We start from the raw sequence: 20521 nt of genomic DNA on the forward strand, positions 1-20521 counted from the left end.
CGTGCATCTCTGTATGAACAGTCAGGAGGCTCGTATGAGCATCAAGAAGACCGCCGCCGTCGGCGCGGCCGTGGTGGGCATCGTGGCCGCCGGCGCCGGCACCGCGATGGCCAGCTCCGGCGCCGAGGGTGTCGCCGCGGGTTCCCCCGGTGTCATCTCGGGCAACCAGGTTCAGGTTCCGGTTCACGTGCCGATCAACCTGTGCGGCAACACCATCGACATCATCGGCCTGCTCAACCCGGCGTTCGGCAACCACTGCGCCAACGTGGGCTGATCCTGCTCCCGGTTCGGCCGGTACGAGCCGCTGTTCCGCGCTTCCCTCCTGGGGCGCGGGGCGGCGGCTCTCCGCATGTCCGGAAGCGTGTCGGGGCGTCAGGTTCCGGCGGTGTCACAAGCCTTGTTGCGTTACTTGTCAGTACCTAGAATGTGAGACCTGCTCACCTTTCTTGCTCCGCGCCGCTCGGCGCCCGGCCGGGCGGCCCCCACCCCCCCGCAAGGAGTCGCGTGTGATCAGGTCCCGACTGACAGCGGCGCGGCGGCCCCGGACGGTGGCGCGCCGCTCCCCGTACGGCGCACTGCTCGCCACCGGCGCCCTCGTCGCCACCCTCGGCCTGGCCGGCGCCCCCGCCGCACTCGCCGACCCGGCCCCCGCGGCCGGCGCCACCCGCCCGGCCGCCATCGTCGCCCTCGGCGACAGCGCCATCTCCGGGGAGGGCGCCGGCACCGACACCAACGACGGTTACTTCCCGGAGACCGACAGCCCCACCAACTACTGCCACCGGCACCCCAAGTCGGAGATCTTCGTCACCGACATCCCCGGCGTCACCCCGATCGACCTCGCCTGCTCCGGCGCCCAGACCGGCGACCTGGTCAGCGACCCCGAGCTCGCCAAGGTCACCGGCTCCGGCAGCGGCGACTTCGGCGAGCCCAAACAGGACGTCAAACTCGCCGACGCGGCGGGCAAGTACGACGTGAAGATGGTCGTCGTCACGATCGGCGCCAACGACGACTTCGACTTCAGCGGGATCATGATGCACTGCCTCGCGCAGTACTTCCCGATCCCCAAGGATCAGGGCTGCCGCGACACCATCGGCAGCGACGAGATCGTCCAGCGCGCCAAGCGGGTCCAGCCCAAGGTCGTCGCGGCGCTGCAGAACATCCGGCAGACCATGCGGAAGGCGGGCTACGCCGACTCCTCGTACCAGCTGGTCTACCAGTCGTACTTCAATCCGATCACCCCGGACATCCGGCGCAACGACTACCTCGGCAAGGTCGCCGACGGCTGCCCGGCCTTCCCCGAGGACCTCGCCTGGGGCCACAACTGGGTGGTGCCGACCTTCAGCGACGCGCTGCGCGGCGCCGCCGAGCAGGTGCCCGGCGTGCGCTACCTCGACCAGCGGCGGGTCGCCTTCGGCCACGAGGTCTGCGCGGAGTGGACCAGCTCCCCGTACGAGTACAGCAACGGGGACGTCATCAACCTCGCCGAGTGGGCCCGCAACGGCTGCGACTCGCAGATCGGCATCCCCGGGCTGTGCATGAACATGGTCCGTCAGTCGTACCACCTGCGGGTGGCCGGCTACCGCGGCGAGGGCGTCTGCCTCGGCCAGTTCTTCGCCAAGCCCGAACTGGCGCAGGCCTACTGCACGCTCAACCAGCAGAACACCACCTCCATCCAGCCGCTCACCCCCGGGCAGCCGTTCGCGGACGTCCCCGAGGACGGCTCCTGGTACCAGCTCACCAACGCGGCCACCGGCAACGCGCTCGACCTCACCGGCGGCGGCACCTACGGCGACTCCACCAACGGCCGGGCCGCCATCACCTATCCGGCCACCGGCGGGCTCAACCAGTCCTTCGTCCTGGAGGCCAAGGCCGGCGGCAGCTACGAGCTCGACTTCAGCGGCAACCGGGACATGTGCCTGGACGCCAACGCCGCCTCCACCGCCGCCGGCACCCGCATCCAGCAGTGGCGCTGCAACGGCGGCGGCAACCAGCACTGGGTCCTCAAGCCGGCCGGCGGCGGCCGCTACAAGATCGCCGACTCCCAGGACCCGACCAAGGTGATCGCCCCCGGCACCACCCTCGACGCCAAGGGCAACCCCGCCGTCGAACTCGCCACCGACACCGGCGCCGCCGGCCAGCTCTGGCAGCTCACCAAACTCGGCATCGTCTACCTCCACGGCTGATCCCCGGCCCCTCCGCGGCGCCGCCCCCACCGGCCGGGTGGGGACGGCGCCACGGCGTTTTCGGGGCGGGCGGGCGTTCGCGGGGCAGGTGGGGGTGTGCCGTAGGCTCACCTGAAATCGCTGCGCCGTAGCCGCGCGGACCACCAGCGTGGCGGGGAGTACCCAGAGCAGATGAGCACGGCATCGAGCACCGAGTCGTCCAGCACCGAGCCCGGCGCGCCCGCGGCGCCGGAGACGGAGCGGCCCGCGGAGCGCTCCGAGGAGCGGGCGGGCCGGCGGCCCGGGCGGTTCGGCGCCCTGGTGGAGCGCTTCGCGCCCGCGCTCGGGGCGTACGCGGTGGTCAAGGCCATCGGCCTCACGGTCTTCATGCTGCTGCTGTCGCACACCGGGGACTACCTCAAGAAGAACCCGGGCCGCGGCGGCGGCGCCCAGCCGTGGGACGTGCTGGGCACCTGGGACGGCGTCTGGTACCAGCGGATCGCCGAGAACGGCTACGACCCGCAGCTGCTCCCGATGCACGGCTGGCCGCTGGCCTCCTACTACGAGAACTCGGCCGCCTTCTTCCCGCTCTACCCGTGGCTGATGCGGCTGGTCGGCGCGGTCACCGGGCTCGGCCCGTACGGCTCCGGGATCGCCGTCTCGGTGATCGCCTCGCTCGTCGCGGCGGCGGGGATCTTCGCGATCGCGGAGCGGCTCGGCGGCTTCCGGGCGGGCGTGATCGCCGCGGTGATCTGGGGCCTGTTCCCGGGTTCGGGGGTGGAGTGGGCGGTCTACTCGGACTCGCTGTTCGTCGCGCTGTCCGCCTGGGCCTGCTACTGCGTGATGACCCGCCACTGGCTGACGGCCGGCGTGCTGGCGCTGGTGGCGGGCCTCAACCGGCCGACCGCCGCCGCGCTGATCGCCGCGGTGTCGATCGCCGCGCTGGTGGCGCTGATCCGGCGCACCGACGGGGTGGCCCGGCCGCTGACCGCGATGCTGATCACCCCGTGGGGCCTGATCGGGTACGTCGTCTGGGTCGGCTACCGGATGGGCGACTGGGGCGGCTACTTCAAGCTCCAGCGGGGCGCCTGGAACCGCTACTTCGACGGCGGCGCCTCCACGGTCCGCACGATCATGGACGTGATCACCGGGCACTGGAACTTCTGGCAGTCCAACCCCGTCCCGGACCTGATCGCGATCGCCCTGCTGATGGCCCTGCCCGGACTGCTGGTGCTGCTGTGGCGCACCCGGCCGCCGTTGGTGCTGGTGGTCTACACGGTGCTCACCATCGCCACCGCGCTGAGCAGCAACCAGATCTTCGGCAACATCTCGCGCTACCTGCTGCCGGCCTTCCCGCTGTTCATCGGCCTGGCGGTGGCGCTGCGCCGGGTGCGGACGTCCTCGCTGGTCGGCCTGCTCGCGATGCCCGTGGTGGCGGCGGGCTGGTACGCGGGGTATGCGCTGTTCGAGTTGGGCATCCCGTAGACCCGGGGTTGGTTGCCAACGGGATCATCCGGCAGCGGACGGGCCGTTGCTAATCTCGGACGTATGACGACGACCCCGCCCGTGCGCCAGATCCGTGACATCTCCGGCCTGCTGGACCACGCGAGCCACGTGCTGGCGACCCGGATGGCGGCCGCCTTCACCGAGCTCGGGATCACCCCCCGCGCGTACTCCGTGCTGTTCCACGCGCAGGAGACCGAGCGCACCCAGATCCAGCTGGCCGAGCTGTCGGACCTGGACAAGACCACCATGGTGGTCACCGTGGACGAGCTGGAGAAGGCGGGCCTGGCCGAGCGCCGCCCGTCCGCGACCGACCGCCGGGCCAGGATCATCTCCGTCACCGAGGCGGGCGAGCGCGCCGTCGAGCGGGGCACCGCGATCGCCGACCGGGTGCACCGGGAGGTGTTGGAGTCACTGCCCGGCCCGGAGCGGGACGTGTTCGTGTCGGCGTTGACGCGCCTGGTGGACGGGCCGCTGGCGGAGCCGGTGGAGAGCGAACGGGCGGTACGGCGGGCGCGCCGCGCCCGGACGAACTGACGCGAGGTCACATCCCTTCGCCCCGGCCGCCGTTCGACGGGCGGGGCGAAGGGTCCCGGGAAGTCCTACGGCCAGACCAGGCAGTACAGCTGGTGCCCGGCCTCGTGCAGCCGGTTGGCGAAGTCCTGCCACTCGTGCAGCATGCTGTAGATCACGAAGGCGTCGCGCGGTCCGCGCCGGTCGGGGACGGTGGACCAGATGAAGGCGGCGGCGCCGAGTTCGGTCTCGTCGGCCTTGCGGAGCGGTTCGACGACGTTCTGCGGGAGTTGGACGACGGCGTAGTCGGGGTGCAGCACGACGAGTTCCAGCGGCGGGACCTGGTGCAGCGGGACGCCCTGGATGCCGGTGAGGACCATGGCGCTCATGGTCTCCGGCTTGATCTTGGTGGAGAGGTGGCCGTTGGGGGAGCCGCTGGTCTCCATCAGGTCGCCGAGCCGCCCGAGCGAACCGAGTTCGCCGGCGTCCAGGCCGAGCCCGCCGGGTCCGAGGGCGGTGGGGACTCTGGCAGCGGTGGCGCGATCCGGTGCGCCGAAGTACTTGTACGTCACCCCCACGCGTCCCTCACCCCGCCTCTCGCCGCCGCGGCGGCCACGACCCGTGCCCGCTCCCTTACCCCCGCGTGCGGTTTCGGCGGGCCTGCGGGAGCCCCCCGCAGCCTCGTCGTAGCCGTCCTGCGCCTCGGACACTCGGACCATCCTCACCGGAATTCGCCGGAATCGACAGACCCCCGCACGTCCGGCGTCCCTCCGGACGTGCTCCTTACCCGTCATGCGCCGCCGTACCCACTCGCGGTACGCGGCAGTCCTCTCCACACCCCTGCACACAACCGGAACACTTGCGCACTCTGAGTGCACAGTCTGACTGGTCCGTGCTCCGGAGCAGTCAGCGGCCCCGTCTGTACGGACAACCGTACAGACAACGGTGCCCGGATCATCGTTCCAGATGATCGGGTCCGACATGCAGAGCTCAAGGACACGATTTGAGACCATGTCTCCCGTGAGCTACCCCTACGAAGCCCCCCAGTCCCAGTCGCTGTTCGACCGCGCCTCCGTCGTGACGCCCGGCGGCGTCAACTCCCCGGTGCGCGCCTTCCGCGCGGTCGGCGGCACGCCGCGCTTCATGGTGTCCGGCACCGGCCCCTACCTCACCGACGCCGACGGCCGCGAGTACGTCGACCTGGTGTGCTCGTGGGGCCCGATGATCCTCGGCCACGCGTACCCCGCGGTGATCGACGCCGTCCAGCAGGCGGTCACCCGCGGCACCTCCTTCGGCACGCCCGGCCAGGGCGAGGTCGAGCTGGCCGAGGAGATCGTCGGCCGGGTCGCCCCGGTCGAGCAGGTCCGCCTGGTCTCCTCCGGCACCGAGGCCACCATGTCCGCGATCCGGCTGGCCCGCGGCTTCACCGGGCGCGCGAAGGTGGTGAAGTTCGCCGGCTGCTACCACGGCCACGTGGACGCCCTGCTGGCCGCCGCCGGTTCGGGCGTGGCCACCTTCGGCCTGCCGGACACCCCGGGCGTCACCGGCGCCCAGGCCGGCGACACCATCGTGCTGCCCTACAACGACCTGGCCGCCGTCGAGCAGGCCTTCGCCGCCCACCCGGGCGAGATCGCCTGCGTGATCACCGAGGCCTCGCCCGGCAACATGGGCGTCGTCCCGCCGCTGCCCGGCTTCAACGCGGGCCTGGCCCGGCTCTGCCGGACGAACGGCGCGCTGTTCGTCTCGGACGAGGTGATGACCGGCTTCCGCGTCTCCAAGGCCGGCTGGTACGGCCTGGAGGCGGCGAACGAGGGCTGGGCGCCGGACCTGCTGACCTTCGGCAAGGTCATGGGCGGCGGCTTCCCGGCCGCGGCCTTCGGCGGGCGCGCCGACGTGATGGCCCACCTGGCCCCGGCCGGCCCGGTCTACCAGGCGGGCACCCTGTCCGGTAACCCGATCGCCACCGCGGCCGGCCTGGCCCAACTGCGCGGCTGCACCGACGAGGTGTACGCGACGGTGGACAAGGTCGCCGCCGAGATCTCCGGCCTGGTGTCGCAGGCGCTGACCAAGGAGGGCGTGACGCACCGGCTGCAGACCGCCGGGAACATGTTCTCGGTGTTCTTCACCGAGGCCGCCGTCACCAACTACGACGAGGCCAAGACCCAGGAGGCGTACCGTTTCACCGCCTTCTTCCACGCGATGCTCGCCGAGGGCGTCTACCTGCCGCCGTCCGCCTTCGAGTCCTGGTTCGTCTCGGCGGCCCACGACGAGCGGGCGATCGAGCGGATCGCCGCCGCCCTTCCGGCCGCCGCCCGCGCGGCCGCCGCGGCCACGGTCTAGGCCCCGAACCATCCCTGCGAGCCCCAGGAGTACTGAGAAGTGAGCGCCAAAGAGATCACCGTCGTCCATCTGATGCGGCACGGTGAGGTGCACAACCCGGAGGGCATCCTGTACGGGCGCCTGCCGGGCTACCGGCTGTCCGAGCTGGGCCGGGAGATGGCCGAGCGGGTCGCCGAGGACCTGGCCGGCCGGGACATCACCCACGTGGTGGCGTCCCCGCTGGAGCGGGCCCAGGAGACCGCCGGGCCGATCGCCAAGGCGCACGGCCTGGACGTCGCGGCGGACGAGCGGCTGATCGAGGCGGACAACATCTTCGAGGGCAAGACCTTCGGCGTCGGCGACGGCTCGCTGCGGAACCCGGGCTACTGGAAGTACCTCACCAACCCGTTCAAGCCCTCCTGGGGCGAGCCCTACCTCGACCAGGTGGTGCGGATGATGGGCGCGCTCGGCGCCGCCCGGGACGCCGCGCGCGGGCACGAGGCGGTCTGCGTCAGCCACCAGCTGCCGATCTGGATCGTCCGCTCCTTCGTCGAGCGCCGCCGGCTCTGGCACGACCCGCGCCGCCGGCAGTGCTCGCTGGCCTCGCTGACCAGCTTCACCTTCGAGGGCGACAAGATCGTCTCGGTCGGCTACCGCGAGCCGGCCCGCGACCTGCTGCCCGCGCACCTGATCGGCAAGGGCGGCAAGGACAAGCCGGTGGGCAAGAGCTTCGGCGCGTGAGCCCGCGGGGCCGTTGGTAAACCCCGCGTAAATATGGGATCGGGCCGCCCGGCGAGAGCCTGGCGGCCCGACTCCGTCACAGGTCAGAGGGGGTGCGACGCGCTAGGGAGGACCCCGGCGAACCTGCCCGGAACTCCATGCGAAACTTTTCACATGTCTGCCATGGCGCGCCCCCGTCCCCGTGTCGCCGCAGCCGCCGCCACTGTCGCCGCCGCTGCGCTCGTCCTCACCGGCTGTTCCTCCTCGGGCTCGTCGGGCAGCGGCGAAGGCCAGGTCGGCTTCGTCACCGTCAAGGGGACCAACCTGTCGAAGGTGGACACCGGCAAGCGTGGGAGCGCCCCCGACATCTCCGGGGAGACCCTGGACGGCAGCCAGACCAAGCTCTCGGACTACCACGGCAAGGTCGTGGTGCTGAACGTCTGGGGCTCCTGGTGCGGGCCGTGCCGGGCCGAGGCGAAGAGCCTCCAGGCCGTCTCGGAGAAGTACAAGGACCAGGGCGTCCAGTTCCTCGGCGTCAACACCCGGGACAGCGACAAGACCAACGCCGTCCGCTTCGAGCAGGAGCAGGGCGTCACCTACCCGAGCATCTTCGACCCGGCCGGCACCCAGCTGCTCAAGTTCCCCAAGGGCAGCCTCAGCCTGCAGTCGCTCCCGACCACCCTGATCGTCGACCGCGACGGCAAGCTGGCCGCCCGCGCCGTCGGCGGCACGACCCAGGACGCGCTGGAGTCGATCCTCCAGCCGGTGGTCGCGGAGCAGAAGCAGTGAGCCTGCCGCTACAACTCGCCGACAACACCGGGACCCTCCAGAGCGGGGCACTGCTGGTGGCCGCGCCGATCGCGCTGGCCGCCGGGCTGGTCTCGTTCTTCTCGCCCTGCGTGCTGCCGCTCGTCCCCGGCTACCTGTCGTACGTGACCGGCTTCTCCGCCGCCGACCTCGCGGACGCCCGCGGTGCCCGGCGCGGCCGGATGCTGCTCGGGGCGACGCTGTTCATCCTCGGCTTCACCGCGGTGTTCGTCTCGGGCGGGGCGCTGTTCGGCCAGTTCGGCGACACCCTCCAGGCGCACAAGCGGGTCATCTCGATCGTGCTCGGCGCGCTGACCATCGTCATGGGCCTCGCCTTCATGGGCCTCGTCCCCGGCCTGAGCATGCGCGAGGTGCGCTCCCACCGCCGCCCGGCGGTCGGCCTGTGGGGCGCCCCGCTGCTCGGCATGGTGTTCGGCGTCGGCTGGACGCCCTGCATCGGCCCGACCCTGGCGACCGTCCAGAACCTGGCCCTGAACCAGGCCGACGCGGAGCGCGGCGCCCTGCTGATGACCTTCTACTGCCTCGGCCTGGGCGTACCGTTCATCGTGGCCGCGCTCGCCTTCCGCCGGGCACTGGGTGCCTTCGGCTGGGTCAAGCGGCACTACCCGCTCGTCATGCGGATCGGCGGCGGCATGCTCGTCGCGGTCGGTCTGCTGCTCGTCACCGGGATCTGGGACTCGACGATGAGTGAACTGCAGTCCTGGACCGCCGACTTCTCGATCGGAATCTGACCGTGAGCAAGACCACGACCGAGGCCGAGCTGCCCCTGGCGCCGGACGACGCGGCCGCCGAGCGGCTCAGCACCGCGCCGGTCGAGTCCGAGGGCCCGACCGGCATAGGGGTCCTGGGCTGGGCGCGCTGGATGTGGCGCCAGCTGACCTCGATGCGGGTCGCGCTGATCCTGCTCTTCCTGCTGTCGCTGGCCGCCATCCCGGGCTCGCTGATCCCGCAGTACCAGAACGGCCAGGGCCTGCTCAAGGTCGAGGCGTGGAAGACGCACCACACCGCGGTCGCGCCGATCTACGAGAAGCTCCAGCTGTTCGACGTCTACAGCTCGGTCTGGTTCTCCGCGATCTACATCCTGCTGTTCGTCTCGCTGGCCGGCTGCATCGTCCCGCGTACCTGGCAGTTCGTCGGCGTGCTGCGGGCCCAGCCGCCGACCGCGCCGCGCAACCTGACCCGGATGCCGGTCTACGCGGCCTGGCGCACCGAGGCGGACGCCGACGCGGTGAACGCCGCCGCCCACCGGCTGCTGCGCAAGCGCCGGTTCCGCACCAACCTGGCCGGCGGCTCGGTGGCCGCCGAGAAGGGCTACCTGCGCGAGGTCGGCAACCTGCTCTTCCACATGTCGCTGTTCGCGCTGCTCGGCGGCTTCGCCTGGGCCAGCCTGGCGTCCGGCACCGGCGGCAAGCTGATGGTCGAGGGCGAGGGCTACTCCAACACCATCACCCAGCTCGACGACTTCAACGGCACGCGGTTCTACGGCACCGAGGACCTCGACCCCTTCTACCTGAAGCTGAACGGCTTCACCGCCAAGTTCCAGGACAAGGGCGACCAGATCGGCGCCGCCCGGCAGTTCACCGCGAACGTCGAGTACACGGCGGGCGAGGACACCTCGAAGCTCAAGCAGGGCACGATCGAGGTCAACCACCCGCTGGAGATCGGCGGCAGCAAGGTCTTCCTGATCGGCCACGGCTACGCCCCGGTCATCACCGTCAAGAACGGCAAGGGCGACGTCGTCTACCGGGGTTCCGTGCCGTTCCTGCCGCAGGACGGCAACCTGACCTCGACCGGTGTCGTGAAGGTCTCCGACTACGGCGTCGGACCGGACGGCAGCTCGACCCAGATGGGCTTCTCCGGCTACTTCCTGCCGACCGCGCCGCTGAGCTTCGAGGGCACCGGCCCGATCTCGCTCTTCCCCGGCGACGCCGCCCCCGAGCTGGTGCTGAACGCCTTCGCGGGCGACCTGGGCACCGACTCCGGCCTGCCGCAGAACATCTACCAGCTCAACACCCGCAAGCTGACCCAGCTGACCCAGGACGGCCAGCCCGCCAAGGCCCGGCTCAAGCCCGGCCAGGCCTGGGACCTGCCGGACGGCTACGGCAGCGTCACCTTCGAGGGCTACAAGCAGTGGGCCAGCTTCAACGTCTCGCACCGCCCGGGCAACACGATCGCCCTGACCGGTGCGGTGCTGGCGATCCTCGGCCTGATCGGCTCGCTGTTCGTGCAGCGCCGCCGGATCTGGGTGCGCGCGGTCGCCCTGCCGGGCGGCGGCACCCAGGTGGAGCTGGCCGGCCTGGCCCGCAGTGAGTCGGCGAAGATCGCCGAGGAACTGGCCGAACTCGCGGTGGACCTCCAGGACGACGCCCCGGCGTCGGAGGACGAGGACGACGCCGCGCCCGAAGGCCCCGCGCCCGAAGGCCCCACAGCCGAAGGCCCCGCGCCCGAGGACCCCGCAGTCCCTGCCGACCAGAACTCCAAGGAGTAGACGGTGCATCTCGCCTCGGGGGTCGACCCACAGCTGGCCGACCTCTCCAACAAGCTGATCTATTCGGCGATGGTGGTCTACACACTCGCCATGTTCGCCCACATGATCGAGTGGACCTTCGGCAGCAAGGGCGCCGTCGCCGTCCGCTCGACGGAGCAGTCGGGCAGCCTGTCCGAGACCGTCGCCGGGACCAAGGGCGCGAAGAAGGTCACCGTCACCGTGGCGGGGGCCGGCGGCGGCACCACCACGCTCACCCGCACCGCCCTGGCGGGCGAGGGTGCGACGGTGGTCACCAGCGGGCGCGGCGCGGACGAGGAAGACGGCCCGGGCGCGGCCGGCAACAGCACCCGGGCCGACCTGGCCGGCCGGATCGCGGTCTCGCTCACCGTGCTGGGTGCCCTGCTGCACGCCGGCGGCATCGTCACCCGCGGCCTCTCGGTCTCCCGCTGGCCGTGGGGCAACATGTACGAGTTCTCCTGCGCCTTCGCCTTCGCCATGACGGCGGCGTACCTGGTGCTGCTGGCCTCGAAGAAGAACGTCCGCTGGCTCGGCCTGCCGGTCGTGCTCGCTGGGCTGCTGACCCTCGGCATCGCCACCACGGTGCTCTACACCGACTCCGAGCAGCTCGTCCCGGCGCTGCACTCGCCGTGGCTGGCGATCCACGTCTCGACCGCGATCTTCTGCGGCGGCGCCTTCTACGCGGCGTTCATCGCCACGCTGCTGTACCTCGGCAAGGACTCCTTCGACAAGCGGATCGCGGCCGGCCTGACCACCGGCCCGCTGGGCACCCCGGCGTCGGTCTGGCGCCGGCTGCCCGCCGCGTCCACCTTCGACAAGCTGTCCTACCGGATCAACGCCCTGGTCTTCCCGCTCTGGACCTTCACCATCATCGCGGGCGCGATCTGGGCCGAGGCGGCCTGGGGCAAGTACTGGGAGTGGGACCCGAAGGAGACCTGGTCGTTCATCACCTGGGTCGCCTACGCCTGCTACCTGCACGCCCGCGCGACGGCCGGCTGGAAGGGCCGCAAGGCGGCCTACCTGGCGCTGGCGGCCTTCGCCTGCTGGCTCTTCAACTACTACGGCGTGAACATCTTCGTCACCGGCAAGCACTCCTACGCGGGGATCTGACCGGGGCACACAGTCACCCACCGGCCCGGCTCTCCGCAGAAGGTAGCCGGGCCGAGGTGCGACAGGGGTAGTTCGTGCCGGCCGCCGGCCGGCACGGGGAGGAACGAGGAGGAAATCGCGCAATGGAGTGCGACGAGGTCATGCTGACCGTCCGAATCACCGCCGCCGAGCGCACGTTGCTCCGCCGGCTCGCCCAGGGACACCGCAGCGACGTGTCCGAGGTGGTGGCCGACGGCCTGCTGGACATCATCCCCACGCTCAGCTCGCCGGGGGACGCCTACCGCCTGCTGGGCGCTCTGACGGCGCCGGCGCCGTGCGCGCTGACGGTCTGGCTGCCGACCCCGCTGGCCGACCTGCTGGTGCCCGGCGCGGCGCGGATCGCGCAGGTCACCGAGGTCCGGATCGAGTCGGCCAGCGCGATGCTGGGCGCGGCGCTGCGGCTCTGGCTGGCCCAGGACCCGGTCCGGCTGGCCACCAACCTCAGCGTGATGCACGCGGGTCGGCCGTCGGCGCTGGTCGCCGCCTAGCGGGCGGCCAGGGGGTACTCAGGGGGTGTTCAAGGGGTGCTCAGGGGGCGCTCAAGGGGTGCTCAAGGGGTGCTCAAGGGGTGCTCAGGGGGTGCTCAGGGGAGGCCGTTCAACTGGCCAGCGGCAGCCGGGGGCTGCCGATGCCCTGGCCGGCGGGGCGGTCGTCGAAGGCCTCCCGCCGGGCGGGCACCGTCGGCGGCTCGGCCGGTCTGTCGCCCGGTCTGTCACCCCGTCTGTCGGTCGGCCTGTCCGCCGATCCGTCGGCGGGTCCGTCGATCGGTTCGGTGAGCAGCCGGCAGTCGGCCGCCGTCCGCCCGTCCTGGACCAGCAGCACCCGGACGGGCAGCCGGCGGCCGTCCGGCGCCTGCTCGTGGACCGCCTGGACGAGGCAGGGCCGGTCCAGCTCGATGTAGCGGTCGAAGGACGTCACCAGCTCGACCGGTACCACCGGTTCGGGGTGGCGCAGCCGCTGGGCGGCCTGCCGGGCGGCCTCCAGCACCAGCATCCCGGGCACGTGGTCCAGCTCGTGGTCGAACAGCACCGGGTGCCCGGCGTCGGTGCGCAGCAGCCAGGTGTCGGGCCGCAGGGTGGGGCTGAGCACGACGTCCGTGGGCTGTGCGCGGCCGACCAGCTCGGGCGCGGTGGGCGCGGGCAGCCGGGGCAGGGCGGCGGCCCGCCGCTCGGGGCCGCGCAGCCGGGCGTAGGAGGCGGGGGAGACGACCCGCAACTGGCCGGAGCCGTGGCCGATCGGGTGGCCGTCCCGGGATATGTCGATGTGCACCCGCAGCGAGACCAGCCGGCCGTGCCGCATCCGGACGTCCTCGCAGCCGACCGCGAGCATCAGCGAGGCCGGCCCGGTGGTGACGGCCAGGCCGCGCAGCCCGTCCGGGCCGAGCGCGTAGGAGAGGTCCTCCATGACGAAGTGGTGGCCGCGCGGCACCCCGAAACCGGCGTGGCCGATCAGCAGCCCGGCCTGCCGGATGGTCTCGGCCATCAGCACCGGGTCGTGGAAGCGGTCCCCGGGCAGGCGGTAGAAGGCGTGCAGCCGGGGCCACTGGGCGCCGAGCAGGAAGTCGTACGGACCGGTGGCCTGCCAGCCGGTGAGGAACACCTCGGACACCGAGGTGCGGTGCACCAGGTGGCGGGAGACGGTCCGCTCGTGGAAGTCGTAGCCGGGACCGGGGTGGGCGTACGGACCGTGGGCGTCCGGCTCTACGATCAATGGCATGACGGGCCCTACTCCAGGGTGACGGTCGAGCGGCCGGTACGGTCGCCTGAGATAAAACATACAGACCACCCGGTTTCTCTTCTGCGTCTGGGGTGGCCCCTGCCGCGCAGCCCGACGCGACCACGCTACCCCTACCCTGGACTGGGGTAATGGCCGCCCGGGGGGCGGCAGGCCCGGGGCGGGGGTGCTCCCCACTGGACGGCGGGGTCCGCGAAGGAGCTAGATTAGATACCAACCATGCGGTTTCGGTCGGCGCCGTCCGCATGCGAGGCGTCGCCCCCAACGGCGGCGCGCTGACAGCAGCGGGGCGGGCGGGGGGAAACGCGTCCGGCCGAGTCCGGAGGGGCCCAGTGGTCAAGCAGGAACGCGCGGGGCGGACCAGGCGTGCCGTGCTGCTCGCCGCGGCGGACACGTTCGCCGGCGTGGGCTTCGAAGCCGCCAGCCTGGTCGACATCAGCCGCCGGGCCGGGGTGAGCAAGGGCGCTCTCTACTTCCACTTCGTCTCCAAGCAGGCCCTCGCCGACGGCGTGCGCGCCGCCGCCGGGCGCGAGATCGGCTCGGCCGCGCTGCGCGCCCTGCGCTCCGGCGGACCGGCCCTCCAGGGCCTGATCGACTTCTCGCACGAACTCGCCCGGCTGCTGCGCGAGGACGTGATGGTCCGGGCCGGCGTCCGGCTCGGCCGCCAGGGCCCGCCCCGGGCCGACACCCCGGACGGCCCGCCCGGCGCGGACGCCGCCTGGCGCAGCCTCACCGCCGTCGTCCACCGGCTGCTGGACCGCGCCGCCGAGGCCGGCGAGCTGCGCCCCGGGCTGGACCGCCGGGCCGCCGCCGAACTGCTGACGACGATGGCGGCCGGCCAGGTGCTGCTCGCCGCCGAGGAGGCCGACCGGCCCGGTCCGGAGGCCGTCGGCCGACTCTGGGCGGCCGCGCTGCCGGCCCTGGTGGCGGTGGAGCACTGCGCCGGCTACCGGCTCTGAGCGGCCCTGGGCGGAGAGCCCCGGCAAGCGCCCTGGGAAACGTCCGGGAGACGCCCCGGGAGACGCCCTAGGAAGGCACGCGCTCGGCGACGCTCAGCCGGGCGAGCGCGTGCGGCTGGACCAGGCCGGGCAGCACCAGCGTCCACAGGTCGGACATCCGCTGGATCAGGTCCCGCCGGTCGGTCAGCACCTGGGAGCTCAGCTGGATCCCGGTGACGGCCCCGGTGATCACCCCGGCGGCGGCCGCCAGGTCGATCCCCGGGTGGAGGTCCCCGGCGTCCCGGGCGCGTTCCAGCAGCCCGCGGGCCACGTCGGACCAGCCCTGGTAGGCGGCGATCTGCGGCTGGGTGAAGCTGCCGTGCTCGATCGTCAGCCGGATGCTGCCGCGCACCAGCGGGTCGTCCTGGAGGGCGTGGGCGAAGGCGTACCCGAGGTCGATCAGGGTCTGCACCGGGCTGTCCGAGGACGGCTGCCAGGTGCCCAGCCAGGCGCCCTGCCCCTCGATGACGGCGAGCGCCAGCTCTTCCTTCGAGTGGAAGTGGAAGTACAGCGCGCCCTTGGTGACACCGGCCCGGTCCAGGATCTCGGACATCGTGGCGGCGGCGTAGCCCCGCTCGTCGAACACCTCGGCCGCCGCGAGGAGTACCGTCTGGCGGGTCGCCAGCGCGCGGGCCTGCCTGGCCATCGCAGCCTCCCTGGATAGTTCTGGTCCATCGGCAGCGGCCGATCCTATGGGGGCCGACGGGGCGGCGGGCCGCATACCGTCCAGTAGGTATTCTACCGAGCCGCGCCGGGGCGGAGCGGACACCCGGTGGTCGGACCGGCCGGGACCGGCGCCCCAGGCCGCCGGGAAGGCCGGAAGGCCGGCCACCCGGGTGGGGTGACCGGCCGTCGCGGGAGGTTCCGGGCCGTCAGGCGGCCTGCTGCCAGCTGACCGGCGAGTAGTAGGCCGGGCGGCGCTCCAGGCGCTGCCAGTTGGCGATCGGCTCGACCTGCGCGGTCGCGGCGGCCTGCTGCGCGACGGCCGCCCGGGCCATCAGCACGGCGGTGAGGGCGGCCAGCTCCTCGTCGGAGAGCGAGCCGCGGACGATACGGACGAGGGGTTCGGCGGAAGCAGTCATGGTCTGGTTTTCTCCCCCGGTGGCTTGTGGTGTGTGGTGGTCGCTCGGAACTGCGTGCTGCGGGCCGCGCGTGGGCGCGGGCGTTACATCGGCGGGTTGCCGTGCTTGCGGCTGGGCAGGTCGGCGTGCTTGGTGCGGAGCATGGCCAGGGCGGAGGCGATCACCTGGCGGGTCTCGGCGGGGTCGATGACGTCGTCGACGAGGCCGCGTTCGGCCGCGTAGTACGGGTGCATCAGTTCGTTCTTGTATTCCTTGATCTTCTGGGCGCGCATGGCGTCGGGGTCTTCGGCGGCGTTGATGTCGCGGCGGAAGATGACGTTGGCGGCGCCTTCGGCGCCCATGACGGCGATCTCGTTGGTGGGCCAGGCGTAGGAGAGGTCGGCGCCGATGGAGCGGGAGTCCATGACGATGTAGGCGCCGCCGTAGGCCTTGCGCAGGATGAGCTGGATGCGGGGCACGGTGGCGTTGCAGTAGGCGTAGAGGAGCTTGGCGCCGTGGCGGATGATGCCGTCGTGCTCCTGGTCGACGCCGGGCAGGAAGCCGGGGACGTCGAGCATGGTGACGAGGGGGATGTTGAAGGCGTCGCACATCTGGACGAAGCGGGCGGCCTTCTCGCTGGCGTTGATGTCGAGGACGCCGGCGAGGGACTGGGGCTGGTTGGCGATGATGCCGGTGACGTGGCCGTCGATGCGGGCCAGGACGCACAGGACGTTGGTGGCCCAGCGTTCGTGGACTTCGAGGTATTCGCCGTGGTCGACGATCTCCTCGATGACCTTGCGCATGTCGTAGGGGCGGTTGCCGTCGGCGGGGACGAGGTCGAGGAGGGTGTCGTTGCGGCGCTCGACGGGGTCGTCGTTGACGGCGGGGGGCGGCATCTCGCGGTTGTTCTGGGGGAGCAGGGAGAGGAGGTAGCGGACTTCCTCGATGCAGGACTGCTCGTCGTCGTAGACGAAGTGGGAGACGCCGGAGACGCCGGCGTGGACGTCGGCGCCGCCGAGGCCGTTCTGGGTGATCTTCTCGCCGGTGACGGCCTGGACGACGTCGGGTCCGGTGATGAACATCTGGGAGGTCTCGCGGACCATGAAGACGAAGTCGGTCAGCGCGGGGGAGTAGGCGGCGCCGCCGGCGCAGGGGCCGAGCATGACGGAGATCTGCGGGATGACGCCGGAGGCCTTGGTGTTGCGCTGGAAGATGCCGCCGTAGCCGGCGAGGGCGGTGACGCCCTCCTGGATGCGGGCGCCGGCGCCGTCGTTGAGCGAGACCAGCGGGGCGCCGGCCGCGATGGCCATGTCCATGATCTTGTGGATCTTCTGCGCGTGGGCCTCGCCCAGCGCGCCGCCGAAGATCCGGAAGTCGTGCGCGTAGGTGAAGACGGTCCGCCCGTGCACGGTGCCCCAGCCGACGATCACACCGTCGGTGTGCGGCTTCTTCGCCTCCAGGCCGAAGCCCTGGGCGCGGTGCCGGCGCAGCGGCTCGACCTCGCGGAAGGAGCCCTCGTCCAGCAGCAGGTCGATGCGCTCGCGGGCGGTCAGCTTGCCCTTCGCGTGCTGGGCCTCGGTGGCCTTCTCGCTGGGGCCGCGCCGCACCTTCTCGCGCAGTTCGTGCAGCTCGGCGACCCGCCCGCGGGCGTCGGCCGCGACCTCGGGGACCTCGCCGTCGACTGGCGCCTCATGCACAACCGTCATCTCGAACCACTCCAAGGGTGAGGGAACTGTCCGACAGCCAACGTCTGCTGTGCCCCCGGCTGCGAATCACTTTCTTCACTTATGACTGTACGAGGGGCCGTGCGTTGGTTTCGGCGTCGATTCCGTACAAGGTCAGGTCCGTTTAGATGTCAGGCCTGCACAGAAGCGGTGGTGTCGAAGCCGGAGCACTGGGTGTCCGTTCGAATACCGGGGGCTGTCGGTCAGGTGATGGCCCGATGATCTGAACATGAAGGAAAGCGCAGGTCAGGGCCCTCGTTCAGTAATGTAGGGCGGCCCTCTTGCGCCTTGCTCAAGCCCCGCTCAAGTCCGGTCGGGCACGGGTGCGGATCCGTGCTAGAGGGCGCCGAGTCGTAGGGAAGCGCCAAAAACACCACAGCCCACCCGGTGCCGTCCGGGTGGGCTGTCCGGGGGATCCCCCCAGTGGCTCCGATCAGCTCTTTCGGCCGTCCTCGGGCTCGTCCTCGCCTCGCAGCTCCTGCTCGCGGCGGCGCAAATCGGCCTCCCACCGCTTCAGCATGTCCTCGTGATCGTTGTCGCTCCTCTTCAACGAAGCGAGGAATTCGGGGTCGTCGTCCGGTGCGAGCGGGCGGCCGTCGCGCCGGACCGGCTGCCCCGGACGACCGTCGGCGTCGTCGGGAGCCCCGGTCCGCAGGAGGCCGCGCTGCTTGCCGGCCACCAGCCAGGCGATCGGGCCCACCGGCGGGAACAGCAGCACGATGAGCACCCACACCGGCTTGGGCAGGTGCTTCACCTGGTCCTCGGACGTGGTCAGGCAGTCGATGAACGCCCACACCCAGAGCGCGAGCGGAAGGACGATGGTCAGAAGAATTCTCAGCACGGCGGCGATCTCCCTGCGGGGCGGTCGGGGCGGGTGCCTTCCCGGGGCCCTTGACGGAGCCAGGCTATCCGGTGGCGGATACTGACAGGCATGGCATACGACGATCTCCGCTCGTTCCTGCGGGCACTCGACCGTGAGGGCGACCTCAAGCGCATCAAGGCAGAGGTGGACCCGCACCTGGAGATCGGCGAGATCGTCGACCGGGTCCAGAAGGCCAAGGGCCCCGCGCTGCTCTTCGAGAACGTCAAGGGCTCGTCGATGCCGCTCGCGATGAACGTCTTCGGCACCGAGCGGCGCCTCGCCAAGGCGCTCGGCCTCAAGGGCCCGGACGACATCGCGGAGAAGATCGCCGGCCTGCTCAAGCCCGAGCTGCCGCAGGGCTTCACCGGCTTCCGGGACGCCTTCGGCAAGCTCGCCTCGATGGCGCACGTGCCGCCCCGGCACGTGAAGTCCGGTGACGCGCCGGTCCACGAGGTCGTGCTCACCGGCGACGACGTCAACCTGGACGAGCTGCCCGCCCTGTTCACCTGGCCGATGGACGGTGGCTCCTTCTTCAACCTGGGCCTCACCCACACCAAGGACCCGGACAGCGGCATCCGCAACCTCGGGCTCTACCGGCTCCAGCGGCACGACCGCCGCACCATCGGCATGCACTGGCAGATCCACAAGGACAGCCGCAACCACTACGCGGTGGCCGCGAAGCGCGGCGAGCGGCTGCCGGTCGCGATCGCCTTCGGCTGCCCGCCCGCCGTGACCTACGCGGCCACCGCGCCGCTGCCCGGCGACATCGACGAGTACCTGTTCGCCGGCTTCGTCGCCGGGGAGCGGGTGAAGATGGTCGACTGCAAGACCGTCCCGCTCCAGGTCCCGGCCGACGCCGAGGTGGTGCTGGAGGGCTGGCTGGAGCCCGGTGAGATGCTCCCCGAGGGCCCGTTCGGCGACCACACCGGCTTCTACACCCCGCAGGAGCCGTTCCCGGCGCTGAAGATCGACTGCGTGACGATGCGCCGCCGCCCGATCCTCCAGTCCATCGTGGTCGGCCGCCCGCCGACCGAGGACGGCCCGCTGGGCAAGTTCACCGAGCGGTTCTTCCTGCCGCTGCTGAAGATCATCATCCCGGACATCGTCGACTACGACCTGCCCGAGGCCGGCGGCTTCCACAACTGCGTGATCGTCTCGATCGACAAGAAGTACCCCAAGCACGCCCAGAAGACGATGCACGCCATCTGGGGCGCCCACATGATGTCGCTGACCAAGCTGATCATCGTGGTGGACTCCGACTGCGACGTGCACGACTACCAGGAGGTCGCCTGGCGGGCCTTCGGCAACGTCGACTACAGCCGCGACCTCACCGTCGTCGAGGGCCCGGTCGACCACCTCGACCACGCCTCCTACCAGCAGTTCTGGGGCGGCAAGGCCGGCATCGACGCGACCCGCAAGCTCCCCGAGGAGGGGTACACCCGCGACGGCGGGTGGCCCGAGATGGTCGAGTCGGACCCGGCCACGGCCGCCCTGGTGTCCCGCCGCTGGAAGGAATACGGGCTGTGAGCACGGCTGCCGTCGAAACCCCGGGGCGCACGAAGGCCTTCCTGCGCCTGGTGATGATCGAGCACTCGGTCTTCGCCCTGCCCTTCGCCTACACCGCCGCACTGACGGCCATGTTCCTCGCCGACAAGCGGGTGCACTGGGGCGAGCTGTTCATCGTCACCGTCTGCATGGTCGGCCTGCGCACCTTCGCCATGGCCGCCAACCGGATCATCGACCGCGAGATCGACGCCCGGAACCCGCGCACGGCCTCGCGCGAACTCGTCACAGGCGCGGTGTCGCTGAAGACGGCGTACGCCGGCTCGGCCGTGGCGCTGATCGTCTTCCTCGGCGCGGCGGCGATGCTCAACCCGCTCTGCCTGGCGCTCGCGCCGGTCGCCGTCGTGCCGATGGTGGTCTACCCGTACGGCAAGCGCTTCACCGACTTCCCGCAGGCCATCCTGGGCCTCGCCCAGGCCATGGGCCCGGTCGGCGCCTGGCTCGCGGTGACCGGCACCTGGTCGTGGGACGCCCTCGTACTGGGCGTCGCGGTCGGCGTGTGGATCGGCGGCTTCGACCTCATCTACGCCTGCCAGGATGTCGAGTCCGACCGGCACGGCAAGGTGCGGTCGGTACCGGCCCGCTTCGGCATCCCGGCGGCCATCTGGGGCGCACGGGTGTGCCACGTCGTCACGACGCTCCTGCTGGGGTGGTTCGCGCTCCTGACCCACGCCGGTGCGGCGTTCTGGGTCGGCCTGGTCGTCGTCGCGGGGGCGTTCGTCTACGAGCACACCATCGTCAAGCCGAACGACCTCTCCAAGCTGAACCGGGCGTTCTTCCAGACCAACGGCTTCGTGGGCATCTCGCTGTTCGTCTTCGCCCTGCTGGACCTGATCATCCGTGGGATCGGGGTCTGATCCCCGCGAAGCCGCTTGCGTA

The 20521-nt window shown here is 71.4% G+C and carries 20 protein-coding genes; 14 read left to right on the forward strand and 6 right to left on the reverse strand.

The window, feature by feature from the left end:
* Positions 1-34: 34 nt before the first annotated feature.
* From A6F73_RS18715 to A6F73_RS18730, 4 genes are all read left to right on the forward strand, one after another.
* On the forward strand, positions 35-274 hold the full coding sequence (locus tag A6F73_RS18715; protein ID WP_063348866.1) for a chaplin: 240 nt from the start codon (positions 35-37) through the stop codon (positions 272-274).
* A gap of 232 nt (positions 275-506) precedes the next feature.
* The gene (locus A6F73_RS18720; protein WP_244293434.1) at positions 507-2183 is read left to right on the forward strand and encodes an RICIN domain-containing protein; all 1677 of its coding nucleotides are present in this window, start codon (positions 507-509) and stop codon (positions 2181-2183) included.
* 171 nt (positions 2184-2354) lie between these two features.
* The gene (locus A6F73_RS18725) at positions 2355-3647 is read left to right on the forward strand and encodes a glycosyltransferase family 39 protein (protein WP_063348867.1); all 1293 of its coding nucleotides are present in this window, start codon (positions 2355-2357) and stop codon (positions 3645-3647) included.
* A 63-nt stretch (positions 3648-3710) separates the two neighbouring features.
* Entirely contained in the window at positions 3711-4202 is a 492-nt protein-coding gene (locus A6F73_RS18730) for a MarR family transcriptional regulator (RefSeq protein WP_063348868.1), read from the forward strand.
* Positions 4203-4267: 65 nt separating this feature from the next.
* Here the strand turns inward: A6F73_RS18730 and A6F73_RS18735 are convergent, their stop codons facing one another.
* Positions 4268-4756, reverse strand: a complete 489-nt coding sequence (locus A6F73_RS18735; protein ID WP_063348869.1) for a hypothetical protein — start codon at positions 4754-4756, stop codon at positions 4268-4270.
* 433 nt (positions 4757-5189) lie between these two features.
* Between A6F73_RS18735 and hemL the strand changes: the two genes are divergently transcribed.
* The 7 genes from hemL (at position 5190) to A6F73_RS18770 (ending at position 12188) form a co-directional block, all read left to right on the forward strand.
* Entirely contained in the window at positions 5190-6518 is a 1329-nt protein-coding gene (hemL, locus tag A6F73_RS18740) for a glutamate-1-semialdehyde 2,1-aminomutase (RefSeq protein ID WP_063348870.1), read from the forward strand.
* A gap of 72 nt (positions 6519-6590) precedes the next feature.
* Complete coding sequence (locus A6F73_RS18745; RefSeq protein ID WP_079136296.1) at positions 6591-7238, forward strand: histidine phosphatase family protein; 648 nt, start codon at positions 6591-6593, stop codon at positions 7236-7238.
* A gap of 162 nt (positions 7239-7400) precedes the next feature.
* On the forward strand, positions 7401-8006 hold the full coding sequence (locus A6F73_RS18750; protein ID WP_244293435.1) for a TlpA disulfide reductase family protein: 606 nt from the start codon (positions 7401-7403) through the stop codon (positions 8004-8006).
* Positions 8003-8776: a cytochrome c biogenesis protein CcdA gene (locus tag A6F73_RS18755; protein WP_063348873.1), complete on the forward strand. Its 774-nt coding sequence runs from the start codon at positions 8003-8005 to the stop codon at positions 8774-8776. Before A6F73_RS18750 ends, A6F73_RS18755 begins: the two co-directional genes overlap by 4 nt.
* 2 nt (positions 8777-8778) lie before the next feature.
* Complete coding sequence (locus A6F73_RS18760) at positions 8779-10533, forward strand: cytochrome c biogenesis protein ResB (RefSeq protein ID WP_244293436.1); 1755 nt, start codon at positions 8779-8781, stop codon at positions 10531-10533.
* A gap of 3 nt (positions 10534-10536) precedes the next feature.
* A complete protein-coding gene (gene ccsB / locus A6F73_RS18765) occupies positions 10537-11661 on the forward strand; it encodes a c-type cytochrome biogenesis protein CcsB (RefSeq protein ID WP_063348874.1) in 1125 nt (374 codons plus the stop codon).
* A gap of 122 nt (positions 11662-11783) precedes the next feature.
* A complete protein-coding gene (locus tag A6F73_RS18770; RefSeq protein ID WP_063348875.1) occupies positions 11784-12188 on the forward strand; it encodes a hypothetical protein in 405 nt (134 codons plus the stop codon).
* 109 nt (positions 12189-12297) lie between these two features.
* Here A6F73_RS18770 and A6F73_RS18775 read toward each other — a convergent pair whose 3' ends face one another.
* Complete coding sequence (locus A6F73_RS18775; RefSeq protein ID WP_159398488.1) at positions 12298-13416, reverse strand: ScbA/BarX family gamma-butyrolactone biosynthesis protein; 1119 nt, start codon at positions 13414-13416, stop codon at positions 12298-12300.
* Between the two features lie 350 nt (positions 13417-13766).
* On the opposite strand from A6F73_RS18775, the gene A6F73_RS18780 reads away from it, so the two are divergent.
* Positions 13767-14393: a ScbR family autoregulator-binding transcription factor gene (locus tag A6F73_RS18780; protein ID WP_063348877.1), complete on the forward strand. Its 627-nt coding sequence runs from the start codon at positions 13767-13769 to the stop codon at positions 14391-14393.
* 67 nt (positions 14394-14460) lie between these two features.
* Here the strand turns inward: A6F73_RS18780 and A6F73_RS18785 are convergent, their stop codons facing one another.
* The 4 genes from A6F73_RS18785 to A6F73_RS18800 form a co-directional block, all read right to left on the reverse strand.
* Positions 14461-15078, reverse strand: coding sequence for a ScbR family autoregulator-binding transcription factor (locus tag A6F73_RS18785; protein WP_063348878.1), 618 nt, complete (start codon positions 15076-15078; stop codon positions 14461-14463).
* Positions 15079-15304: 226 nt separating this feature from the next.
* The gene (locus tag A6F73_RS18790) at positions 15305-15514 is read right to left on the reverse strand and encodes an acyl-CoA carboxylase subunit epsilon (RefSeq protein WP_063348879.1); all 210 of its coding nucleotides are present in this window, start codon (positions 15512-15514) and stop codon (positions 15305-15307) included.
* Between the two features lie 83 nt (positions 15515-15597).
* Positions 15598-17199: an acyl-CoA carboxylase subunit beta gene (locus A6F73_RS18795; RefSeq protein WP_063348880.1), complete on the reverse strand. Its 1602-nt coding sequence runs from the start codon at positions 17197-17199 to the stop codon at positions 15598-15600.
* 451 nt (positions 17200-17650) lie between these two features.
* Positions 17651-18058, reverse strand: coding sequence for a PLD nuclease N-terminal domain-containing protein (locus A6F73_RS18800; protein WP_063348881.1), 408 nt, complete (start codon positions 18056-18058; stop codon positions 17651-17653).
* A 90-nt stretch (positions 18059-18148) separates the two neighbouring features.
* Here A6F73_RS18800 and A6F73_RS18805 point away from each other — a divergent pair, with 90 nt between their 5' ends.
* Both A6F73_RS18805 and mqnP read left to right on the forward strand, forming a co-directional pair.
* A complete protein-coding gene (locus A6F73_RS18805; protein WP_063348882.1) occupies positions 18149-19606 on the forward strand; it encodes a menaquinone biosynthesis decarboxylase in 1458 nt (485 codons plus the stop codon).
* On the forward strand, positions 19594-20499 hold the full coding sequence (mqnP, locus tag A6F73_RS18810; RefSeq protein ID WP_063351311.1) for a menaquinone biosynthesis prenyltransferase MqnP: 906 nt from the start codon (positions 19594-19596) through the stop codon (positions 20497-20499). The genes A6F73_RS18805 and mqnP overlap by 13 nt, the downstream gene beginning before the upstream one ends.
* Positions 20500-20521 lie beyond the last annotated feature (22 nt).

This window comes from Streptomyces sp. MJM8645, assembly GCF_001625365.1.
In the GTDB taxonomy this organism is placed as follows: domain Bacteria; phylum Actinomycetota; class Actinomycetes; order Streptomycetales; family Streptomycetaceae; genus Kitasatospora.